Below are 21153 nucleotides of genomic sequence, written 5' to 3'. Positions count from 1 at the left end.
AGAGAAAGTCACCTGCCGTGGGTCAGCCCACCCACATGTAGCTTTTTATCATCGCCGAAGGTGATTCGACAGAAGATGGGCGCAGGGGGCGGAGCATCCCAGATTCAAATCACGCGGCCGAAGGCCGCTCGATAATCGCGGTCAGACGGTTACGCGTATAATAGATACAGAAAAGAAACGCTAACGCATGATCTACCTCGCCTCCGCTTCTCCCCGCCGCCGCGAACTGCTGCGCCAGCTTGGCGTTCAATTTGAAGCTATACCGTCCAATATCCTCGAGATGCGTCAGACCGGAGAATCGCACGCCGACTATGTCTTGCGGGTAGCGCGCGACAAGGCGCAATTCGTGGCCAAGCAGGTGAAAGAACGCAGCCTGCCGATTCTCCCGGTGCTGGGGGCGGACACGGAGGTGGTACTGGACGGCGAGATTCTGGGAAAGCCGCAGGATCGTGTTCATGGCATGGCCTTGCTGCGCCGCCTGTCTGGTCGGACGCATGAAGTACTTTCCGCGGTTTGCGTGGTCGATCAGGACAGCGAGCATGTCGCGCTGAGCACCAGCCGCGTCACGTTCAGTCGGTTGACGGAGACGGAAATCGCGCAATACTGGGAAACCGGCGAACCCGTGGACAAGGCCGGAGCCTATGCCATACAGGGCAAGGCGGCGGCGTTCATCGAACGCCTGGAAGGGAGTTATTCCGGTGTCATGGGCTTGCCGCTCCATGAGCTGACGGAGATATTGAAAAAGATCGGTAGAGAGGGAGCGTGAGCGAAGAAATTCTCATCAACGTGACGCCGCAAGAAACGCGTGTCGCGGTCGTCGAAAACGGCGTATTGCAGGAAGTCTACATCGAGCGCACGCGTAGTCGCGGAATCGTTGGAAACATTTATAACGGCAAGGTGGTCCGGATTCTCCCGGGCATGCAGGCGGCATTTGTGGATATCGGGCTCGAACGCACGGCGTTTCTGCACGCTTCCGATATCCGCTCCGCTGCCACCGCCGAAAGCGGCACAGGCGTCTCACCGCCGATTCACGAATTGCTGCAGGATGGGCAGGAGATTGTCGTGCAGGTACTCAAGGACCCGATCGGCACCAAGGGCGCGCGCCTGACCATGCAGATCACGTTGCCGGGGCGCTATCTTGTATTCCTGCCGTACAGCAAGCACATCGGCATCTCGCAGAAGATCGGCGATGAGACGACGCGCGAGCGCCTGCGCGCGCTGGTCCAATCCGCCATCCCGGAAGGTGCGGAGGAGGGCGGTTACATCCTGCGCACGCTGGCCGAGACCGCGGCCGAGGAGGAGATCGAAACCGATATCCGTTACCTGCGCCGCGTGTGGGCCGCCTGTTGGGAGCGCATTCGCACCGCGGCAGTGCGGAGCCTGATCCACGAGGACCTGCCGCTCGCGCTGCGCGCCATGCGCGACCTGGTGCGCAGTAACGTCGAGAAGATACGCATCGATTCGCGCGAGATATTCATCAAGGCGCGCGATTTCGGCATCGAGTTTATTCCGGAGGTTGCCGATCGCATCGAGCATTATCCGGGCGAGCGGCCTATCTTCGATCTGTATTCCGTCGAGGACGAGATCCAGAAGGCGCTCGATAGCAAGGTGATGCTCAAGTCCGGTGGCTATCTGGTTCTGGATCAGACCGAGGCCATGACCACCATCGACGTGAACACCGGCGCCTACGTCGGTCGCCGCAATCTGGAAGAGACGCTATTCAAGACCAACCTCGAGGCGGCGCAGACGATCGCCCGCCAGCTGCGACTGCGCAACCTGGGCGGCATGATCATCGTCGATTTCATCGACATGACGGAAGCCGAGCACAAGCGCCAGGTACTGCGCGCCCTGGAACGGGCGCTCGCGCGTGACCGCACCAAGGTGTACATGACCGAGATGTCGCCGTTGGGACTGGTGGAACTCACGCGCAAGCGCACGCGCGAAAGCCTGGAGCACGTCCTGTGTCATCCCTGCCCGGTCTGCGAGGGACGCGGGATGGTGAAAACGCCGCAGACCGTATGTTATGAAATCTTTCGGGAAATCCTGCGCGAGGCGCGTCAGTATGGCGCCGACGAGTACATGGTGCTGGCCTCCCAGGCGGTCATCGACCTGTTGCTCGACGAAGAGGCCGGCAGTCTCGTGAAGCTTCAGGAGTTCATCGGCAAACCCATCCAGCTCAAGGTCGAGCCGCTTTACACCCAGGAACAATACGACGTGGTATTGATGTAATCTTGATTTCCGTCACACACGAGACGGAAACTTCCGGGAAAATCCGGTATCAAAGGAGTCAAGTTCTCGATGTTCCCCACCCAATTTTCTGCTTTGAGCGCGGATACGGCAGAATAGGCCTATGGATGTTCTGTACGTTCGACCGCTGAGATCACTCGCGTCATGAAGAAACGGATTCAACGCTACGCCTTCCATGTCGGCCACTGGACGCTGCGCGTCAGCCGCTGGACCCTTTACGCATCGGCGGCGATGCTGGTGTTGCTCATGATAGTTTTTGCCGTCGCACGTTTCCTGCTGCCGATGCTGGAGGAGCGCAAACCAGATCTCGAGCAGTATCTGAGCCAGCGCTCCGGTCACGTGGTGCACATAGATTCGCTGCTTGCCTATTGGGACGGTCTGCATCCCGGGGCCCGGGCGAATGGGATGCAGGTATACGCCACCGACGGGCGTCAGCCGGCGATCCGATTGAGCGAGGTGCGGATCAGTCTGGCGCTCCTGCCGTTGCTCTGGGGAAAACTGGAAATCAACAGCCTCGTGGTCGTCAACCCGAGTCTGGCGCTCGAACGGTTGGCCGACGGGCGCTTCCGGGTTTCCGGCCTCAACCCGTTGCAGGCCGCACAGCAAACGGATGATGAAAAATTTTTCGCCTGGCTGTTCCAGCAGGGCCGGCTCAAGATCGAAAACGGCGAAATGCAATGGCTCGATCACCGTGCAACCGACTCTCGCGTGCATCTCAAGCACGTCAATCTGAGTCTTGAGAATCGCGGCAGCCGTCACCGGCTCGAGTTCAGCGCCGAATTTCCGCCGCGGATGTGTCGCGAGTGCTCCTTGATTCTCGACATTCGCGGCGACCCGCTCGTTTCGGCGGAATGGGACGGGGATATCTACCTGCGCGCGGCGGAGGTGGATATCGACGCGCTGCCGCTGATTGCGCGCGAGAAGCTGCCGCCAGCCTTGCTCGGCAAGTTCAATCTGCAAATGTGGTCCGAGTGGGAGCAGGGTCGCCCGGTCTCGATTCGCGGCAGTGTGCGTGTCGCGGACCTGCGGCTGCCTCTCCCCGGATTGGCAACACCGCTCGATATCCGCGAGGCTGGCGGAGATCTGAGTTGGAAGACGCGGCGCTCAGGCTGGCGCCTCGACGTGGCCAATCCCACGATCGGCCTGACCGGCCCGGCATGGTCCGCCGAGCATTTGCGCATCCTGTATCAGCCGGATGAAAGTCAGGTTCAGGTCAGACATCTTGATCTCGGCGATATCACCGGCTTCGCCACACGTCTGAAGAGCGAGCTCGCCGAAGCCGCCAAAACCGCTCCCGCGAAATCCAGTGAACTGCTGGATTACTGGCTGGCTGCCAGGCCCGAAGGCGGTGCCGACAATTTCAATTTGCGGGTCTACAAGGATGGCGACTCGACCGATTTTTTGCTTGAAACCGACATCAGCGCCGCCACTGTGTTGCCATACCAGAAATATCCGGGCGTGCAGGGGCTGACCGGACATTTGTCCGTTTCGCGGTACGCCGGCAACCTGCGGCTCGACTCGGGCAATATCAGTGTGTCGCTCCCGCAGGTATTCCGTAAACCATTGGTGGCGAAGCGCGTCAGCGCCGAACTCAGTTGGGAGAAATATGACGACCACTGGCTGATCAAAGGCGACAATCTGCGCGTGACCAGTGACGACGCCCAGGGCAGCGGCAAGCTGAGCGTGCGCATCCCGCTCGACCTGTCGGTTTCACCACATGTAAAACTTCGGGTGGATTTTCACGACGGCAACGGCGCCCATGCGGCGCGCTACTATCCCGCCGAACGCTTGTCGCCAGCGACGCTGGCGTGGATGGAGCGTTCATTTCTGGGCGGCGAGATCACAGAAGGCTACCTGATCTATGATGGTCCGATCCGCGATTTTCCCTTCCGTCAGCATACCGGCAAGTTCGAGTTACGCGGACATGTGCGTCGCGGCGTTTATCGCTTTCTGCCCGGGTGGGAACCGATCAAGCAGGCGGAAGTGGATGTGGCGGTCGACGGCCCCGAGGTGCTGGTAACCGGTAATGGCAAAATCGGCAATCTCGACGCGAACCAGGTTGTGGTCCAGACCCGGGATAGCAGCGATGGTCATCGCGTTGTGCACGTGAGCGGCAAAGTCACCGGCCCGGTCAACGAAACATTGAATGTCCTGCGCGAGGTCAAGCCTGAGCCCGGCACGGCGCGCTGGCTGGCCTATGTGCCGGCCGGGTTGCAGGGGGTTGGCGAGGGTGCCCTCAGCCTGGATCTGAATATTCCACTGGGCCAAGCACACTCCACCACCGTTTCCGGTGAGTACCGTTTCCTGAAGAGCGCGCTGCGGTTTCCCGGGACCGGGGTGGCGGCGGAGGGAATAGAAGGCAGCGTACGTTTCACGGAGTCAGGTATTCACGACGGCATTTTGCGGTCGCGGTTTCTCGGCGGTGAGACGGTTCTGACCGCGGGCCAGGACAACGGCCAGCAGCGTATTCACGGAGAGGGCGTTATTTCCGCGCAGGGGATCGCGCCCATGCTGGGCTCTCAGATCGCCTCGCGCGTTTCGGGCGGCATCAATTGGAATGCCACTTGGCGGTGGAGCAATGACACGGGCGACCTGCGCGCCGAGGCCGATCTGCGGAATCTGAAAATATCGCTCCCGGCGCCGCTCGACCGGCCGCAGGGACTGGCCGAGGAAAAACTTGTTGTTCGCACCGAGTCGAGCGCGCCTGGCAATATCATGTTGGGGGTCAGCGTGGGCAATCGCATGAGCGGCAGACTCCAGTTCGGACGCGAGACCGGCGGCTGGAGCCTGACGCGCGGCCGAATCGGTTTCGGCGAAGAATCGGTGGTGCTGCCGAAAGAGCATGGTCTGCACGTGAGCGCCCGTCTGGATGAGGTGGACATGGATCAGTGGTGGCCGTATCTGGGCGACGGTTCCGGTGGAATCCCGACCTTGCTCGGCCGCGTGAGCGCCGAGGTGCGCTCGCTCAGCATGTTCGACCGCCGGTTCGGAAACGTCGCGTTCGATTTCAGCCGCAACCGCGATATCTGGAGCGGCAATGTCAGCGGTGCATCCATGACCGGCAATGTGAAATTTTCCGGCAAAGGCCCCGCCGCCAGGTACGAGCTCGATCTGACGCGCCTGGTGTTGCCGGACAAGCAGCATGAATACCGTGATGAGAAGGCCGACCCGCGCCGGCTGCCTACGGTGGAGCTGCGCAGCAAATCCTTCCAGCTGAGCAACAAACAACTGGGCGAACTCGATTTCATGGCGGCCCCGAGCGAGTCCGGCTGGGAGATCAAACGATTCAATCTGTCACGGCCTGAAATGAAGCTGAATATCAGCGGCAACTGGCAATTCGTCAACAATAACCATGCAAGCGATTTTGTCATCGAGCTCAACAGTACCGACTTGGGCAAGACCATGGAGGCCTTTGGCGTGCCGGATCAGATGGTGGGCGGCGAGGTGTCCGTGAAATCGCATTTGTCGTGGCCGGAATCGCCGGCGAATGCCCAACTCGCTAGCCTGAGCGGTGGTATCGATGTATCGGCGAAAAAAGGCCGTTTTCTGCAGATCAAACAGGGCGCCGGCCGACTCTTTGGCCTGCTCGACTTGAGCGCCATCAGCCGTTACCTGACGCTCGATTTCAGTCCGGTGTTTGGCAAGGGATTTATCTACAACCAGATCCACGGCCAAGTGGCCATCGAAAAAGGCAATGCCTATACCCACAATTTTTCCATCAACGGGCCGGCGACACAGATCGATATCGGCGGGCGGATAGGTCTGGCGACGGAGGATTACGATCTGACCATCGAATTGGAGCCGAAATTGAGCGACACCGTCACGCTTGCCACGTGGGGCGTCTGGGGTCCGCAGGTGGCGGCGGTGGTGCTGGCGGCGCAGAAGATTTTCAAGAAGCAGATTGCGGCGGGCACCCGCATCACCTATGTGGTGAAGGGCCCGTGGGACAAACCGGAGATCAACAAGCTCGTGAAAGTCATGGAGTCAAAATCCCCAGCGACGCCGTCGAAAGCGGATGATGAATCCGGCATTCGATGATATCCTATCGGCATGCGGCGAAGTTTTATTTTTCTTTTCCCTGTCGTTTCGATTTCTGATCTTCCCTGCGCAAACCGCTTCATCGGTGCCGGCCACGGAGGCGTGACGTGACGCGCGTGGCGGCGGTCCAGATGGTATCCGGTCCGGTGGTATCGGAGAACCTCGACGAAGCCGCGCGGCTCATCGACGAGGCGGTATCCGACGGTGCCGGGCTGGTCGTGCTGCCGGAGAATTTCGCGATCATGCCGCGCAGCGATGCCGACCGGCTGGTGGCGGTCGAAACGGATGGCCAGGGTCCGATCCAGGAATTTCTTGCCGCGCAGGCACGCCGACACCGTGTCTGGCTCGTGGGCGGCACGATTCCGCTCGCCGCGAAGAGTGCTGATAAGGTGCGTGCCGCCTGTCTGCTGTTCAACGATCGCGGGGAACGCGTGGCGCGTTACGACAAGATTCATCTTTTTGACGTGAGTCTCGACAATGGTGAGCAATATCTGGAGTCGCGCAGCTTCGAGCCGGGCGATGAAGTCGTCGTGGCCGACACGCCCTGCGGCAAGCTGGGGCTCGCCGTGTGTTACGACCTGCGTTTCCCCGAGCTTTTCCGCCGGCTGCTGGACCGGGGGGCGGAACTGTTCGTCGTGCCTGCCGCCTTTACCGCGCACACCGGCAAGGCCCATTGGGAAGTGCTGGTGCGGGCGCGCGCCATCGAGAATCTTGCCTATGTCATTGCCGCGGCCCAGGGCGGCCGTCACGCCAGCGGGCGCGAGACACACGGTGACAGCATGATCGTGAATCCCTGGGGTGAAGTGCTCGCGCGGCGGGCACGTGGCGCGGGCCATGCCATCGCCGATTGTGACCGCGCGCGCCTGCAAAGCGTGCGCGCCAGCCTGCCGAGCATCCGGCACCGGAGACTGAGCGCATGAGCACGAACATGCTGACGCTGGCGCGGAAGTCTCTGCTGGAACCCGCCGGCCTGGGTGAAACCGAGTTGATGCGCCTGATCGGGCAGTTGATGTCGGGCAGCGTGGATTACGGCGATCTCTACTTTCAATACAGCCGGCACGAATCCTGGTCGCTGGAAGAAGGCAAGGTCAAATCAGGCAGTCATAGCATCGAGCAGGGTGTCGGCGTGCGCGCCGTCGCCGGAGAAAAAACCGGCTTTGCGTATTCCGATGAAATCGTATTGCCCGCGCTGCTGGAAGCGGCCGGGGCGGCGCGCGCCATCGTGCAGCAGGGCGTGCCAGCGCGCGCGCCCGTCGCTTTCCGCGGCGAGGCGGGGCGGCAGCTTTACCGGCCGGACGATCCGCTCGCGAGCCTTCCGGACGAGGCCAAGGTGAAATTGCTCGAGCGCGTGGAACAAGAGGCACGCGCGCAAGACCCGCGCGTGAAGCAGGTCATGGCCAGTCTGGCCTCGACGCATGAAGTGGTACTCGTGGTTCGCTCCGACGGCGTGATCGCCGGCGATGTGCGCCCGCTGGTGCGTCTCAGCGTGACGGTGATCGTGGAAAGCAACGGCCGGCGCGAGCAGGGCAGTTCCGGCGGCGGCGGACGCTTCACCTATGAATATTTTTCGCACGTGAACCAGGCGCTGTCTTACGCGCGTGAAGCAGTGCGCCAGGCGTTGGTAAATCTCGACGCCGTGGAGGCGCCGGCGGGCACGATGCCGGTGGTGCTCGGCCCCGGCTGGCCGGGCATTTTGCTGCACGAAGCCATCGGTCACGGACTCGAAGGCGATTTCAACCGAAAGGGCACGTCCGCGTTTGCCGGCAAGCTCGGGCAGCGCGTGGCGTCGGAACAATGCACCGTGGTGGATGACGGCACGATCCCCGACCGGCGCGGCTCGCTCAACGTGGATGACGAGGGCACGACGACGCAGAAGACCGTGCTCATCGAGAACGGCATCCTCAAGGGCTTCATGCAGGACACGCTCAATGCGCGCCTGATGGGTGTGGCGCCCACCGGCAACGGCCGGCGCGAATCCTACGCGCATCTGCCGATGCCGCGCATGACCAACACTTATATGCTGGCGGGAAAATACGACCCGGGGGAAATCATCGCCTCGGTGGAACGCGGTTTATACGCCGTCAATTTTGGCGGCGGACAGGTGGACATCACCTCGGGCAAGTTCGTGTTCTCCGCCTCCGAGGCGTATCTGATCGAGAACGGAAAAATCACGCGGCCGGTCAAGGGCGCGACCCTGATCGGCAACGGGCCGGACGTGCTGACGCGCGTGTCCATGGTTGGCAATGATCTTCAGCTTGATCCCGGCGTGGGCACTTGCGGCAAGGAAGGGCAGAGCGTTCCGGTCGGCGTCGGCCAGCCGACGCTCAAGATAGACAGCCTGACCGTCGGAGGAACCCAGGGTTGAGCGCGCTGGTGACCAGCCCGGCGGTGGCGGACAAGGAATCGCGCGCGCGGCTTTCCGCCGTCGTCGAGTACGTGCTAGCCGAAGCCAGGAAATCCGGCGCGAGCGCGGCCGAGGCCGGCGTGAACATCAGCCAGGGTTTGTCGTTGACGGTGCGCCTGGGCGAGGTCGAAACCGTGGAGCATACCCGCGACAAGGGCATGGGCGTGACCGTCTATTTCGGGCAGCGCACCGCTTCGGCCAGCACCACGGATTTCAGCGAGACGGCGCTGCGCGAAACCGTGCGCGCCGCCTGCACCATCGCCAAGTACACAGCGGAAGACGATTGCGCCGGCCTCGCCGACCCCGAGCGGCTGGCGAAGGACATTCCCGATCTCGATTTGTATCATCCCTGGAACCCGGGCACGGAGCGGGCCATCGAGCTCGCGCGCGCGGCTGAATCCGCGGCGCGCGGCCTGGACAAGCGCATCACCAATTCTGAAGGCGGGAGCCTGTCCACCCACGAGGGGCTCGAGGTGTACGGCAACACGCACGGATTCCTGGGCGCGGTTGCGGCCACGCGCCACAGCCTGTCGGTGAGCGTCATTGCGCAGGACGACAGCGGCATGCAGCGGGACTATTGGTACACCGTGGCGCGCGCGGCGGGGGGACTGGAATCGCCCGAGAAGGTGGGCCTGGAAGCAGCTCGACGCAGTCTGCGGCGCCTGGGTAGTCAAAAACTTTCCACGCGCGACTGCCCGGTGCTGTATGAGGCGCCGCTCGCCTCGAGCCTGTTGTCCCATCTGGTCAGCGCTGTGCGCGGCTCCAGCCTGTACCGCCAGGCCTCGTTCCTGCTGGACAGCATCGGCCAGCCGGTGTTCGCCGATTTCGTGCGCATCCACGAGCAGCCGCATCTGAAGGGTGCGCAGGGGAGTGCCGCGTTCGACAGCGAAGGCGTGGCCACCAAGCCGCGCGATCTGATTCGCAATGGAATTCTGCAAGGCTATGTGCTCGATTCTTATTCCGCGCGCAAGCTCAAGATGCAGACCACCGGCAACGCCGGCGGCGTGCACAATCTCACCATTGAGCCTGGCCAGGACAATCTGGAAGCGCTGATAAAACGTATGCATACCGGGTTACTGGCGACGGAACTCATCGGCTTCGGGGTCAACATGGTCACCGGCGACTATTCGCGCGGCGCCGCCGGTTTCTGGGTGGAAAACGGCGAGATTCAATATCCGGTGGAGGAAATCACCATCGCCGGCAATCTGAAGGACATGTTCCGCCACGTCGCCGCCGTGGGCAATGACGTGGACACCCGCGGCAATATCCGCAGCGGTTCGATTCTGATCGAATCCATGACAGTGGCGGGGAGTTGACGTAAATATCCGGTATCGGAAGGGGTTGGCGCTTGCTCAAGATTAAATCACTCCAACTCCTTTTTACACGGCAGTTCCTCGACGGCTCAGGTGTTTTTCTTGCACTTGCGCTAATACTTTCGATGATCGCCGGTTGTGGCGTCACCCCCTATAACGAGGCTATCGTTCAGGGTGTAACACCGCTGGATGACGCCACGGTTGTTGCGGAGATTGAAGAGATCGCACTCGGGTTCGGCTATATAAAAGAGCCGTATACTTCAACCGAAGCCGATTTTCGCGTAAACACCGGTGATGTGTATAGGATTCTGAGTAGATTTAAGGATCGCTCCCGTTCGGATATAAAGTTGGTCATTGGGATTAATAAAACGAAAGAGCAATTGTTTGTAAGGATCCGGGACATCCCACGCACTCCATTTGGTGCGCCTCCCGGGTCCGGGTGGAACCTCACAGGCACCGCTAAGAAGCGTTTTGACGAACTCATATCGGCTCTTGAGCGTCATTTTGGGAAGGACAGGATTGTTAGCGATGTACCCACTCCGTAGGATCGTGATCAAATTGGGAAGCAAGAAATAAACAGATACGTGGCTAAGCAACACCCGCCTAGATTAATTAAATCATTCTTGGCTAATCCCGCTTCCGCATTACCTCCAGCATCGCCGTAACTAGTTTGGCTATGGCCGCGACCCGCGCGGCAAATTCCGCTTTGCGCCGTCGCCGGAGTCCACTACACTCTGGCCGCGAAAAATAGATAAATCCACATGGCCAAGGCGCGCAAACCAAAGAAACCGGATCACCTGAAGCAGGTACTGGCCGCGCTCGAGGCCGGGGATACCGCGCCGGTGCGCGGCATTCTGGCCGAACTCCATCCGGCGGACATCGCCCATATTCTGGAAGGCCTGCCGCCGGAGCCGCGCGCCACGATCTGGGCGCAGGTGGACAACCAGCACATGGGCGAGGTGTTGCTCGAGCTGCCGGAGGCGGTGCGCGGCGATCTCGTCAAGCTGATGGACGACAAGGCGCTGGTAGCGGCGGCGCACGCCCTCGATACCGACGACATCGCCGATCTCATTCCGGACCTGTCGGACGAGGTGATCGCGGAAATCCTGTTTGCGCTCGACAAGCAGGACCGCCAGCGCCTCGATGCCGTGCTGTCCTACGCCGAGGACACCGCCGGCGGCCTGATGAACGTTGATACCATCACGGTGCGGGAGAACATAGCCCTTGAGGTGGTGTTGCGATATTTGCGCCGGCGCGGCGAACTTCCGGAGCACACCAACAGCCTGTTCGTGGTCGACCGCGACGACCGTGTGATCGGGTTGCTGTCGGTCGCCAAGATGCTCACCTCCGACGCCTGGACACGCGTCTCGCAGGTGATGGAGCGCGAGGTGATCAAGTTCCCGGCGCTTACCCCGGACAAGGAAGTGGCGGCGGCGTTCGAGCGCTACAACCTGATCTCGGCGCCGGTGGTGGACGAAAACAACCGCCTGCTCGGGCGCATCACGGTGGACGACGTCGTGGACGTGATGCGCGAGCAGGCCGAGCGCGAGCGACTAGACCGCGCGGGCATGCGCGAAGCTGAGGACCTGTTCGCCAGCGTGTGGCAGACGGTGCGCAACCGCTGGACCTGGGTCGCCATCAATCTCGTCACCGCCATCATCGCCTCGCGCGTCATCGGTGCCTTCGAGAGTACGATCGTAAAGCTGGTGGCGCTCGCTTCGCTCATGCCTATCGTCGCCGGCATCGGCGGTAACACCGGCAACCAGACCATCACCATGATCGTGCGTGCGCTTGCGCTCGGCCAGATCTCCGAGACCAGCATACGCGCGTTGTTCGCCAAGGAAATCCGCGTGAGCCTCGTCAACGGCCTGGTGTGGGGCGGGTTGCTGGGAATCATCGCCTATATCCTCTACGGCCGGGTCTCTCTGGGCGTCGTCATGACGGCGGCGATGACGCTGAACCTGCTGCTCGCCACCTGCGCCGGCGTGGCGATCCCGCTCGTGCGTTACCGGATCGGCCGCGATCCGGCGCGCGGTTCGAGCGTGCTCATCACCGCCATCACCGACAGCGGCGGCTTTTTCATCTTTCTGGGCCTGGCGACCCTGTTCCTGGTCTGATTCCGCGGTCCCCCGGTTTCACGGCAGAAATGTCCACAGGGGTCCTGAAACCCGCCATTTATCCGCTGGATTTGCGCTTCTTAGAGCCTGTGCCATATTTGGTAGAGGAAGAGAGGAATCGCAAAATGCTGCCCAATACCATTCAACTGATCAGTCAGGCCATCAAGGAAAAACGTTGCATTGCCATCCGCTACCACGACCAGCGGCAGATCCGCGTCGTGGAACCGCACGCGGTCTACACCGACGAGCGCGGCGACCTGTCCATGGATGCCTATCAAACGCGTGGCCATTCGGCCTCCGGCCGGCCGCCGCCGTTCTGGCGCCCGTTCCGGTTGAAGAAGATAACCGCGGTGTCGGTACTCAAGGAAAAATTCCAGCCGCGGATCACGGAAGGATTCAGCGCCAACCGTCTGAAATATCGCAGTGGTCTGGTCGCTATTGTTCAGGACAGCCAGCCGGCATTCGGTTACGTTTATCCCGCCCCGACCACGGAAATCGGTCCGCATCTGCCGGAAGATCAGCGCCGTTAAAAGACCGCCGTTGTTGTTCGTCCCAGTGCCCACGGATTTTTGTGCATTCCGCACGTCAGCGTTCGGAGTGCAGAATCGGCTGAATTCACTTTCCAGATACGCAATCCCCCGGGCTCGGCGTTAACTGAGCTTTTCCACCAGTGTGTGCACTTCCCGTATGTCGCGAATTTTCAGCACCCGTTTGGCGAATCGGGTGAGTTCCCTCACGTTACTGTCGCGCACGATTTTTTTGACTTCCAGCAAGGTGACCGGATGCATGCTGAACTCGGTGAGTCCAAGCCCCAGGAGCAGGCTGGTATAGCGCGGATCGCCCGCCATTTCGCCGCACATCGCCACCGGTATGCGCGCCTTCTTCCCCGCCCGGATCGTGATGTCAATCAGACGCAACACCGACGGGTGCAGTGGATCGTAGAGGTAGTTCACGGCGTCGTCCACGCGGTCGATGGCCAGCGTGTACTGAATCAGGTCGTTCGTGCCGATGGAGAAGAAATCCAGATACGGCGCGAACAAATCGGCGGAGATTGCCGCCGCCGGCACTTCGATCATCCCCCCGACAAGCATCTTCGGGTTAAATTTGATGCGGCTGCGCTTGAGCTCGCTCTTGGTTTCTTCGAGCAAATCGAGCACGCGAAAAATTTCATCCTGGCTTGAGAGCATGGGGATCATCATGCGCACGTCCCCGTAGATCGAGGCACGCAGAATGGCACGCAACTGCGGACGGAACAGCGAGGTGTCGTGCAGACACAGCCGCACGGCGCGTAACCCCAGCGCCGGATTGACTGTGATGGCGGCGCCGGCGCGCCCGCCGTCGACCTGCTTGTCCGCGCCGAGGTCGAGCGTGCGGATGGTGACAGGCTTGCCCGGCATCGACTTGACCACCTTGACGTAGGCGCGGAACTGCTCTTCTTCGTTCGGGGCCGCGGGCCGGTTCATGAACAGGAATTCGGTGCGATAAAGGCCGATGCCCTCGGCCCCGGCCTGGGCCGCGGCGCGCACGTCCGCGGGCAACTCGATGTTGGCCAGCAGCATGATACGGCGACGGTCGCGTGTCACCGCGCGGCTGGTCCGGAGGCGATTGAGTTCGCGGCGCTTCAGGAGTATGTCCTTTTTTCGCTTGCGGTATTCCGCGACGATGTGTCGGTCGGGCGCGATGATGAGCATGCCGCGTTTGCCGTCCACAATGAGCTCCTCGCCGGAACGGACGTAACGCGTGGCGCTGTGCGCCGAGACAATAGCCGGGATGCCGAGACTCCGCGCCAGAATCGCGGTGTGCGAGATCGGGCCGCCCAGGCTGGTGACAAACGCGAGCACGTGATTGTGCTTGAGCATCACCGTGTCAGCCGGCGTGAGATCGTCCGCCACCACGATGGCCCCGGCGGCGATCTTCTCCTGCTCGTCATAATTTTGCTGCAACAGGTTGCGCAGGATCCGGGTGACGACCTGATTGACGTCGATTTTCTTGTTGCGCAGGTAATGATCGTCCATCTGCTCGAACATGGCGCTCAAGATGTCGCTCTGGGCCTTGAGCGACCATTCGGCATTGCACTGTTTCTGCCGGATGGTGTCGATCGGCGCCATCGAAATCATCTTGTCATCGAGCATGAGCAGATGTGCGTCGAGAAAACTCGACGCTTCCGGCGGCGCATTGGCGGGGATATGCTCGCGAATCGCCATCAGCTGACGGCGCGAAGCCTCAACCGCGCGCTGAAAACGCGTGACTTCTTCCTCGACATATTCCTGGGGAATGGCGTACTCGGGAATTTCCGGCAGATCTCGCTGCAGGACGAAGGCCTTGCCGATGACGATACCGTCGCTGACGCCGGTGCCGTGAAGTGCGAGCATTATTCGCCTTCCCCGAAGCGGTCGTTGACCAGCTCAGTCAGCGACTCGATCGCCTTTTTCTCATCTTCGCCGTCGGCGCAAATCTCGATCTCCGCCCCCTTGGCGGCCGCCAGCATCATAATGCCCATGATGCTCTTGCCGTTGATTTGCTGGCTGTTGCGCTTGAGAGTGATCTCGGCGGCAAATTCGGAGGCGAGGCTCACGAACTTGGCCGAGGCGCGGGCGTGCAGGCCGAGCTTGTTGATGATGACGATTTTCTGGCAGCGCATCAGCGTGACCTCTGGATTTTTCCGGGATTGCCTGCGCAGATAATGCCGCCGCTGCCGCCGCTCAAGGCCTTGTCGATGAGGTCGTCCATCTTGAGATGCCGGTAGTTGAGGACGCGCAGCAACATCGGCAGGTTGACACCCGTGATCAGCTCGATGTGTCCGCGCGCCAGCAGGTGGCAGGCCACGTTGGTGTGGGTTGCCCCGTACACGTCCGCGAGTATCAACACGCCATCTCCCTGGTCCACCTTCCGGATACCATCGCGCAGGATGGCGTCCATGTTCTCCGGGGTTTCGGTGTAATCGAGGTCCGTCGCCGCCAGCTGCAGCGGGCGCATCCCGAGTGTGTGCGCGGCCGCAGCGATCAGGCCGGCACCCAGATTTTTATCCGCGAGAATCAGTAAACCAATCATTGTTGTTTCATCCTGGATGTCCCTGCCCATTCCCGAAAGAGGATAAGTGGCGAGGGTTGATTTGCGTCCTTGGCTGCGTAAGCGGCGCTTTTGCCTTTCGCTTTCCTGCTTCGGGCAAAAACCCAGGGCGCACTTTCTTCGCTTCGCGTCCGGCTGCGCTCGAAAGCCCTGGCCAGGCCGCTCGCGGCCTGCGCCGCTCACCCGTGTGCGCCTTTTCACAGCTACGCTGTTCACTCCAGTACCACTCCTGCATCCTCAACTTCACCATCATCACGTCCCTGTGTCGCTGTTCAGTTCACGGTGCCGCACCTGTGTCTTGATGCTCTTACCGGAAAAATACTCCGCCAGCCTGCGCACGAGATAGACCGAACGATGCTGACCGCCGGTACAGCCGATGGCGATGGTGAGATAGGTGCGGTCCTCGCGCTCGAAGCGCGGCAGCCATTTTTCCAGAAAGCCGCATATTTCCTCAAACATGGCCTTGACCTCGTCGTATTGTTCGAGGAAATGCACGACCGGCTCGTCCAGACCGCTGAACTGTCGCAGATCGGTCTGCCAGTAGGGATTGGGCAAACAGCGGACATCGAAGACGAAATCGGCGTCGAGTGGCGTTCCGTGCTTGTAACCGAAGGATTCGAATAGCAGCGTCAGTCCCGCGGTATCCTCGCCGCGCGCGAAGTTGCTCACCTGCATGCGCAGTTCATGCGGCGTGGTGCGGGTGGTGTCGATGCGGAGCGACGCGTCGAACGACAGCGGCTCGAGCAGTTTTTTCTCCACGTTTATCGCCTCAACCAATGGCGTCTGATGATCGAGCATCGGATGCTTGCGCCGTGTTTCCTTGAAGCGCTTGATCAGGATGGAATCCTCGGCTTCCAGGAAAATAATGCGATAGTGGATGCCGCGTGCGCGCAGTTCGCCCAGGTTCTTCGGAAGATCGGCGAGAAAGGCGCGGTTGCGCACGTCCAGGCCGATGGCGACGTTCATGATGGCGTTGTTGCGCATGTCGGCGAGCAAGCCGGAGAAATGTGGCAGCAGCACGGCCGGCAGGTTATCGATGCAGTAGAAACCGATGTCTTCCAGGGCCTGGAGGGCAATGGTCTTTCCGGATCCGGACAGACCGCTGACGATGAAAAAACTCATTCAGTCTACTTTGCTGCGCGCCTTGCGCAGCGCTTCACCCGCCAGCGCGTCGCGCCGGGATGGATGCGCGGACCCGGCATTGTTCATGTGTTCCTGGTGCCGTTTGATGAAATCATCGAGAGGATCGAAGCCCCACATGCGCAGGATGTAGGCGCGGATGGCGGTTTCCACCAGCACCGCCAGATTGCGGCCGGGGCCGACAAAAAGCGCCACCTCCGGAATTTCCACGCCGAGAATGGCACGGGTCATCTGCTTCGATTCCAGGCGGTTTATCTTGCTCATTTTCTGGCGCTGGATGGTTTCCAGGCGCACGATCAGGTGAAGCTTCTTCTTGTGCCGGACCGCGGTCTCGCCGAACATGAGCCGCACGTCCAGGATACCCAAACCGCGCACTTCCAGGTAATCCGAAAGCAGCGTCGGACACTGGCCCACGATCACGTCCGGGCCGACGCGGACAAACTCCACGGCATCGTCCGCGATCAGGCGGTGATTGCGCGAAAGCAGCTCGAGCGCGAGCTCGCTTTTACCGATGCCGGACTCGCCCGTGATCAGTACGCCCATGCCCATGACTTCCATGTACACGCCGTGTACGGTGATACGTGGCGCGAGCGCACGAGTCAGGTAGTACTGGAGGTGGTCGATCACCACCGGGCTGGGCAGTGACGACGAGAACAGGCCAAGCGAAGTACGGTCGGCGGCGGCAATCAGGTCGGGCGCGATATTCCCGCCGTTGGCGACGATGACAGCCGAGGTTTTTTCGCAGGTAAAAAGATTGCGGATCGCCTCTTCGTACTCCTTTTTATCAAGGCGAGACAGGTAGGCTATTTCCGCTTCACCGATGACCTGGATTCGGTTCGGATGGACGAAATTGAGATGGCCCACCAGCGCCATGCCCGGATACTTGGCGGTCGTGGGCTCGAGCAGGCGGTTTTTGCCGGTTTCACCGGCAATCCATTTGAGTTTCAGCAGACCGGATTGCGCCTCGAAAAAATCGTGCGCCGTGACCGGTGGTGTGGTCATGGGGTCAATACTCGACCGGCTCGGCCTGATCGAAGCGCGGGCGGATTTCTTCCGTGGTTTATGCCGCAAGCAGCTGTTGCCTCATCATCGTGGTTGCGGAAAACCCCTTCCGTCGCGACAGAATATGCATAATTTTTCCGTTTCGTCTGTCGAGGTGCGGCAGGGTGAGAGCCATTGTAACAGGTTTGCGGTCGGGAACGACTCATCCATGTCGTGGAACGGGATGGTAAACGTGTCGAAGAACCGGGCGGGTCCGTCGAGCCGGTCGTGGGGCAGGAGGCCCACGCCAATTCCGGTTTCTGGGGCACAGCGCGCTGAAGGGATCAATCCGCCGCTGTCCGCCCATCGGGGCCGGGCTCTGATGTATGCCGGATTTCCTGCCCGGGGTGACGGGTGCGCGCACGTGCCATGCCCCGGGGTGGATGGATGTACGCACGCTAGTCCGGCAAGCCGGACCTCAGGGTGTTTCGAGTTTCTTGAGCGATTCTTCGCCGCGGTGATGGTTGGCGGTTTTCCCTTTGTGCCGGAGCATTTGCCGGTCGAGTTTGGCGGCGAGCGCGTCGATCGCGACATACATGTCGGGTCCCTCGGCGTTGGCGTGCAGGGTAGTGCCGGGCGCGTGGATGGTGGCCTCGGCCTTGTACAGGTTTTTCTGGACGTGCAGCACGACTTTGATGTTAATGACGTCGTCGATATGTTTCTGGAGGCGTCCGATTTTTTCCGAGACATAGTCTCGCAGGGGTTCGGTGATTTCCACTTGATGACCGCTTACCGTGATTTGCATGAAGGCTCTCCGGAGCTGATTAGACTAGCGACTTTCGCTGGTTGGAAGGCGGGATGTTCATCGACTCGCGATATTTCGCGACTGTGCGCCGCGCGACATTGATGCCTTGCTCGGACAGAATCTCGGCGATCTTGCTGTCACTGATGGGCCGCGTCGCTATTTCACTCTCCACCAGCTTTTTGATAATCGAGCGGATCGCAGTCGCCGAACAGGTGCCGCCGTCCGCGGTGGAGACATGACTGGAAAAAAAGTACTTCAGCTCGAATATCCCGCGCGGGGTGAGCATGTATTTGCTGGTCGTGACGCGCGAGATGGTCGACTCGTGCATGCTCACGGTTTCCGCGACATCATGCAGCACGAGCGGCTTCATGGCTTCCGCCCCGTGGTCGAAGAAGGCACGCTGGCGGTCCACGATCGTGCGCGCGACTTTGAGCAGCGTCTCGTTTCGGGAATTCAGGCTCTTGATGAACCAGCGCGCCTGCTGAAGCTGGTCCTGCAGGTAACGGTTGTCGGCGCTGGAATCCCCGCGGTGGATCATTTTTTCGTAATGACGATTGATACGCAGATTCGGGGAGACGTCCGGATTGAGATCGGCGCGCCACACGCCTCGGATTTTCTTGACGATGATGTCGGGGACGACATAGCTCGCCTGCGATGAGGTGACGGAATTGCCCGGCCGCGGGTTCAGTCCCTGGATGAAATTGATCACCTGCTGCAGATCTTCCGCAGAGAGTTTGAGCTGGCGTCGCAGCTGGGTGTAGTCCCGGCCGGCCAGCAGCGCCAGGTTTTGCGGGGTGGCGAGTTCCGTCGCCGCCTTCAGAAACGGTGTATCGGTGCGGAGCACCTTCATCTGCAGGCGCAGGCATTCGGCGAGGTCGCGCGCGCCGACGCCGAGCGGGTCGTAGTTCTGTATCTGGTGCAACACCGCCTCGATCTCGTCGATTTCCACCGGCAAGTTCTTGCTCAAGGCCTGCTGGATTTCCTCAAGCTTGCAGCTCAGGTAGCCGTCCTCGCTGATGGCGTCGATCAGAGCGAGCGCAATCTGTTTGTCGGTGTCCGAAAATGGGGTCATCTGCATTTGCCACAGCAGGTGATCGCGCAGTGTCTGCGGCGGGCTGTTGCGGGCATCGATATCGGGGAAATCGTCATCCGACGTCGAGCGGCTCCCTGTGGGAGCGGTCATGGTTTCGAAGCTGTCGGTCCAGTCTGACTCGTTGTCGTCGCTGGGGCCGGTATCGACATCGGGACCGGAATCGGTCGTCGGAAGCGTTTCGGCCTCGTCGTAGGAAGCGGTCTCGGTGCTGTCCAGGCTTTCGGTGGTGGCGGAGTCCGCCTCACCTTTGATTTCAGCGGCTTCTTCCTCCCTTTCGTTTTCCTCGAGCAGCGGGTTGCTTTCGAGCGCTTCCTGGATCTCCTGCTGGAGTTCGATGGAAGAAAGCTGCAGCAGCCGGATGGCCTGCTGCAACTGGGGGGTGATTGTCAGATGTTGACCAAGTTTGAGGTCAAGTGACTGCTTCATAAATACAGGCGATGGTTCTGTGGTAATCGGGGCCGCTCAGCCCCTGGAGCTATTCCGCGTTGTCTTCCCGAAAGTTTAGTACATATTCGTGTGCTGGAGGGAGCCCAGTCTGATGTTCGGACGTACGGCGCCGCCGTGGCTATACTCTATAGGAAACAGCCGATAAAATCAGAGACGGAAGTCTTCTCCCAAGTAAACCTTTTTGACGGCTTCATTATATAAGATATCGCTGGGCGCGCCTGACGTCAGCACCCGGCCGTCGCTCAGAATATACGCGCGGTCGCATATTTTAAGGGTCTCGCGTACGTTGTGGTCGGTGATCAGCACGCCGATCCCGCGTTCCTGCAGGTGCCTGATCAACTGTTGAATCTCCAGGACGGAAATCGGATCCACGCCGGCGAAGGGTTCGTCGAGCAGGATGAAGCGCGGCTTGGTCGCCAGCGCACGCGCGATTTCCACGCGCCGGCGCTCGCCGCCGGAAAGACTGATTCCCGGCGCGTCGCGCCGCGCGGCGATATTGAGATCGTGCAATAGTTCCTCGAGGATGCGCGTGCGATCCGTGTCGGCAAGATCGGCTCGTGTCTCGAGAATCGCCATGATGTTTTCCGCGACGGTCAGGTTGCGGAACACGGAAGGTTCCTGCGGGAGATAGCCCAAGCCCAGACGCGCGCGCCGATGCATCGGCAGATCGCCGATTTCCGTTTTATCCAGGCGGATGGCGCCGCTGTCCATCGGCACTAGCCCCACGATCATGTAGAAGCACGTGGTCTTGCCGGCGCCGTTCGGACCGAGCAGACCGACGATTTCGCCGCTGTGTATTTCCAGCGAAACGTCATTGACGACCTGACGGCCCTTGTACTGCTTGTTCAATCGATCGGCGGTCAGCGTGCTGGTAACCTGGATGCTGGGCCGTTTACTCTTTGAGCGCCTCTCCTGTTTTGTCGTTTCGGCCATGGGTGCGCTCAGGGATTGGGGACCGGATTGGAGGCGGGCGGGGCCGTCTGCTTTCGGGGTTGTATGACGGCATGAATGCGGCCATCGCTCTGGTCGTCGCCCGTGGCGGACAGAATTTTGGCGTCGAGATCGTAGTGCAGCACGCTGCCGGTGAACAAGTCCTCGCCGCGCCGCAGGCTGACATCGCCGATCATGTCGAGTTTTCTCGTGGAAACGCGGTAGTCGATCCGCTTGGCTTCGGCCTGTATTTCTTCCGACGTGGCATCTGGCTGTTGACGCAGCTTCACCGGACTGCCGGTTGCCAGAATGAGTTCAGTCTGGTTGTTTTTGGCGCGAATTTCGATGCGATCCGCCTTGATCGACAATCGGCCCTGTTCGGCGACGACATTGCCGCGGTAAACCACCGTGCCGGTTTTTTCATTGGCCTCGACCGAGCGGGCATTGATGCGTATGGGCTCGTCCATGTCGTCCCTCCCGGCATGCGCCGCGGACACGACCGTCAGCCCCAGCAGAAAACAAACAGCCGTCAGCAGGACTGGCGAGGCAAGCTTGCTTGGCTTCATGAG

General features: G+C 60.8%; 18 protein-coding genes. 9 read left to right on the top strand and 9 right to left on the bottom strand.

All coding sequences use genetic code 11. The features are described from left to right. Positions 1-187: 187 nt before the first annotated feature. From WB402_RS06055 to WB402_RS06015, 9 genes are all read left to right on the top strand, one after another. The gene (locus WB402_RS06055) at positions 188-766 is read left to right on the top strand and encodes a Maf family protein (RefSeq protein WP_424206020.1); all 579 of its coding nucleotides are present in this window, start codon (positions 188-190) and stop codon (positions 764-766) included. Beyond that, a complete protein-coding gene (rng, locus tag WB402_RS06050) occupies positions 763-2229 on the top strand; it encodes a ribonuclease G (protein WP_424206019.1) in 1467 nt (488 codons plus the stop codon). The genes WB402_RS06055 and rng overlap by 4 nt, the downstream gene beginning before the upstream one ends. A 162-nt stretch (positions 2230-2391) precedes the next feature. Next, positions 2392-6285, top strand: a complete 3894-nt coding sequence (locus WB402_RS06045) for a YhdP family protein (protein WP_424206018.1) — start codon at positions 2392-2394, stop codon at positions 6283-6285. Positions 6286-6392: 107 nt separating this feature from the next. Then, on the top strand, positions 6393-7205 hold the full coding sequence (locus WB402_RS06040; RefSeq protein WP_424206017.1) for a carbon-nitrogen hydrolase family protein: 813 nt from the start codon (positions 6393-6395) through the stop codon (positions 7203-7205). Then, entirely contained in the window at positions 7202-8650 is a 1449-nt protein-coding gene (gene tldD, locus WB402_RS06035) for a metalloprotease TldD (protein ID WP_424206016.1), read from the top strand. The genes WB402_RS06040 and tldD overlap by 4 nt, the downstream gene beginning before the upstream one ends. A 23-nt stretch (positions 8651-8673) precedes the next feature. Then, positions 8674-10005 (top strand): metalloprotease PmbA, encoded by a 1332-nt coding sequence (pmbA, locus tag WB402_RS06030; protein WP_424206021.1) that lies wholly within the window; start codon positions 8674-8676, stop codon positions 10003-10005. 32 nt (positions 10006-10037) lie between these two features. After that, the gene (locus tag WB402_RS06025; RefSeq protein ID WP_424206015.1) at positions 10038-10547 is read left to right on the top strand and encodes a hypothetical protein; all 510 of its coding nucleotides are present in this window, start codon (positions 10038-10040) and stop codon (positions 10545-10547) included. A gap of 216 nt (positions 10548-10763) precedes the next feature. Continuing rightward, positions 10764-12119: a magnesium transporter gene (mgtE, locus tag WB402_RS06020; protein ID WP_424206014.1), complete on the top strand. Its 1356-nt coding sequence runs from the start codon at positions 10764-10766 to the stop codon at positions 12117-12119. A 125-nt stretch (positions 12120-12244) separates the two neighbouring features. Then, positions 12245-12649: a WYL domain-containing protein gene (locus WB402_RS06015; RefSeq protein ID WP_424206013.1), complete on the top strand. Its 405-nt coding sequence runs from the start codon at positions 12245-12247 to the stop codon at positions 12647-12649. A gap of 120 nt (positions 12650-12769) precedes the next feature. Here WB402_RS06015 and ptsP read toward each other — a convergent pair whose 3' ends face one another. From ptsP to lptA, 9 genes are all read right to left on the bottom strand, one after another. Further along, complete coding sequence (ptsP, locus tag WB402_RS06010) at positions 12770-14491, bottom strand: phosphoenolpyruvate--protein phosphotransferase (RefSeq protein WP_424206012.1); 1722 nt, start codon at positions 14489-14491, stop codon at positions 12770-12772. Beyond that, positions 14491-14760, bottom strand: a complete 270-nt coding sequence (locus WB402_RS06005; protein WP_424206011.1) for an HPr family phosphocarrier protein — start codon at positions 14758-14760, stop codon at positions 14491-14493. Before WB402_RS06005 ends, ptsP begins: the two co-directional genes overlap by 1 nt. After that, the gene (locus tag WB402_RS06000; protein WP_424206010.1) at positions 14760-15170 is read right to left on the bottom strand and encodes a PTS sugar transporter subunit IIA; all 411 of its coding nucleotides are present in this window, start codon (positions 15168-15170) and stop codon (positions 14760-14762) included. The genes WB402_RS06005 and WB402_RS06000 overlap by 1 nt, the downstream gene beginning before the upstream one ends. Positions 15171-15440: 270 nt before the next feature. After that, positions 15441-16310, bottom strand: a complete 870-nt coding sequence (gene rapZ, locus WB402_RS05995; protein WP_424206009.1) for an RNase adapter RapZ — start codon at positions 16308-16310, stop codon at positions 15441-15443. Then, on the bottom strand, positions 16311-17330 hold the full coding sequence (gene hprK, locus WB402_RS05990) for an HPr(Ser) kinase/phosphatase (RefSeq protein ID WP_424206008.1): 1020 nt from the start codon (positions 17328-17330) through the stop codon (positions 16311-16313). Between the two features lie 457 nt (positions 17331-17787). Next, positions 17788-18114: a ribosome hibernation-promoting factor, HPF/YfiA family gene (gene hpf / locus WB402_RS05985; RefSeq protein ID WP_424206007.1), complete on the bottom strand. Its 327-nt coding sequence runs from the start codon at positions 18112-18114 to the stop codon at positions 17788-17790. Positions 18115-18133: 19 nt separating this feature from the next. After that, the gene (locus tag WB402_RS05980; RefSeq protein ID WP_424206006.1) at positions 18134-19633 is read right to left on the bottom strand and encodes an RNA polymerase factor sigma-54; all 1500 of its coding nucleotides are present in this window, start codon (positions 19631-19633) and stop codon (positions 18134-18136) included. A gap of 168 nt (positions 19634-19801) precedes the next feature. Continuing rightward, complete coding sequence (gene lptB, locus WB402_RS05975) at positions 19802-20587, bottom strand: LPS export ABC transporter ATP-binding protein (protein WP_424206005.1); 786 nt, start codon at positions 20585-20587, stop codon at positions 19802-19804. 8 nt (positions 20588-20595) lie between these two features. Continuing rightward, positions 20596-21150 carry a lipopolysaccharide transport periplasmic protein LptA gene (gene lptA / locus WB402_RS05970; protein WP_424206004.1) on the bottom strand — a complete coding sequence of 185 codons (555 nt, stop codon included), beginning with the start codon at positions 21148-21150 and terminating at the stop codon, positions 20596-20598. Between the last annotated feature and the right edge of the window lie 3 nt (positions 21151-21153).

Origin of the sequence: Sulfuricaulis sp. (assembly GCF_049587675.1) — a bacterium.
Classification (GTDB): domain Bacteria; phylum Pseudomonadota; class Gammaproteobacteria; order Acidiferrobacterales; family Sulfurifustaceae; genus Sulfuricaulis.
This window is presented reverse-complemented; position numbering and strand designations above follow the sequence as displayed.

Excerpts from the sequence above, each read along its gene's own strand:
- WB402_RS06045 (WP_424206018.1), top strand. The coding sequence starts at position 2,392 with ATGAAGAAACGGATTCAACGCTACGCCTTCCATGTCGGCCACTGGACG.
- rapZ (WP_424206009.1), bottom strand. The coding sequence starts at position 16,310 with ATGAGTTTTTTCATCGTCAGCGGTCTGTCCGGATCCGGAAAGACCATT.
- WB402_RS05980 (WP_424206006.1), bottom strand. The coding sequence starts at position 19,633 with ATGAAGCAGTCACTTGACCTCAAACTTGGTCAACATCTGACAATCACC.
- ptsP (WP_424206012.1), bottom strand. The coding sequence starts at position 14,491 with ATGCTCGCACTTCACGGCACCGGCGTCAGCGACGGTATCGTCATCGGC.
- WB402_RS06005 (WP_424206011.1), bottom strand. The coding sequence starts at position 14,760 with ATGCGCTGCCAGAAAATCGTCATCATCAACAAGCTCGGCCTGCACGCC.
- hpf (WP_424206007.1), bottom strand. The coding sequence starts at position 18,114 with ATGCAAATCACGGTAAGCGGTCATCAAGTGGAAATCACCGAACCCCTG.
- WB402_RS06015 (WP_424206013.1), top strand. The coding sequence starts at position 12,245 with ATGCTGCCCAATACCATTCAACTGATCAGTCAGGCCATCAAGGAAAAA.
- hprK (WP_424206008.1), bottom strand. The coding sequence starts at position 17,330 with ATGACCACACCACCGGTCACGGCGCACGATTTTTTCGAGGCGCAATCC.
- lptA (WP_424206004.1), bottom strand. The coding sequence starts at position 21,150 with ATGAAGCCAAGCAAGCTTGCCTCGCCAGTCCTGCTGACGGCTGTTTGT.
- lptB (WP_424206005.1), bottom strand. The coding sequence starts at position 20,587 with ATGGCCGAAACGACAAAACAGGAGAGGCGCTCAAAGAGTAAACGGCCC.
- WB402_RS06000 (WP_424206010.1), bottom strand. The coding sequence starts at position 15,170 with ATGATTGGTTTACTGATTCTCGCGGATAAAAATCTGGGTGCCGGCCTG.
- WB402_RS06055 (WP_424206020.1), top strand. The coding sequence starts at position 188 with ATGATCTACCTCGCCTCCGCTTCTCCCCGCCGCCGCGAACTGCTGCGC.
- tldD (WP_424206016.1), top strand. The coding sequence starts at position 7,202 with ATGAGCACGAACATGCTGACGCTGGCGCGGAAGTCTCTGCTGGAACCC.
- mgtE (WP_424206014.1), top strand. The coding sequence starts at position 10,764 with ATGGCCAAGGCGCGCAAACCAAAGAAACCGGATCACCTGAAGCAGGTA.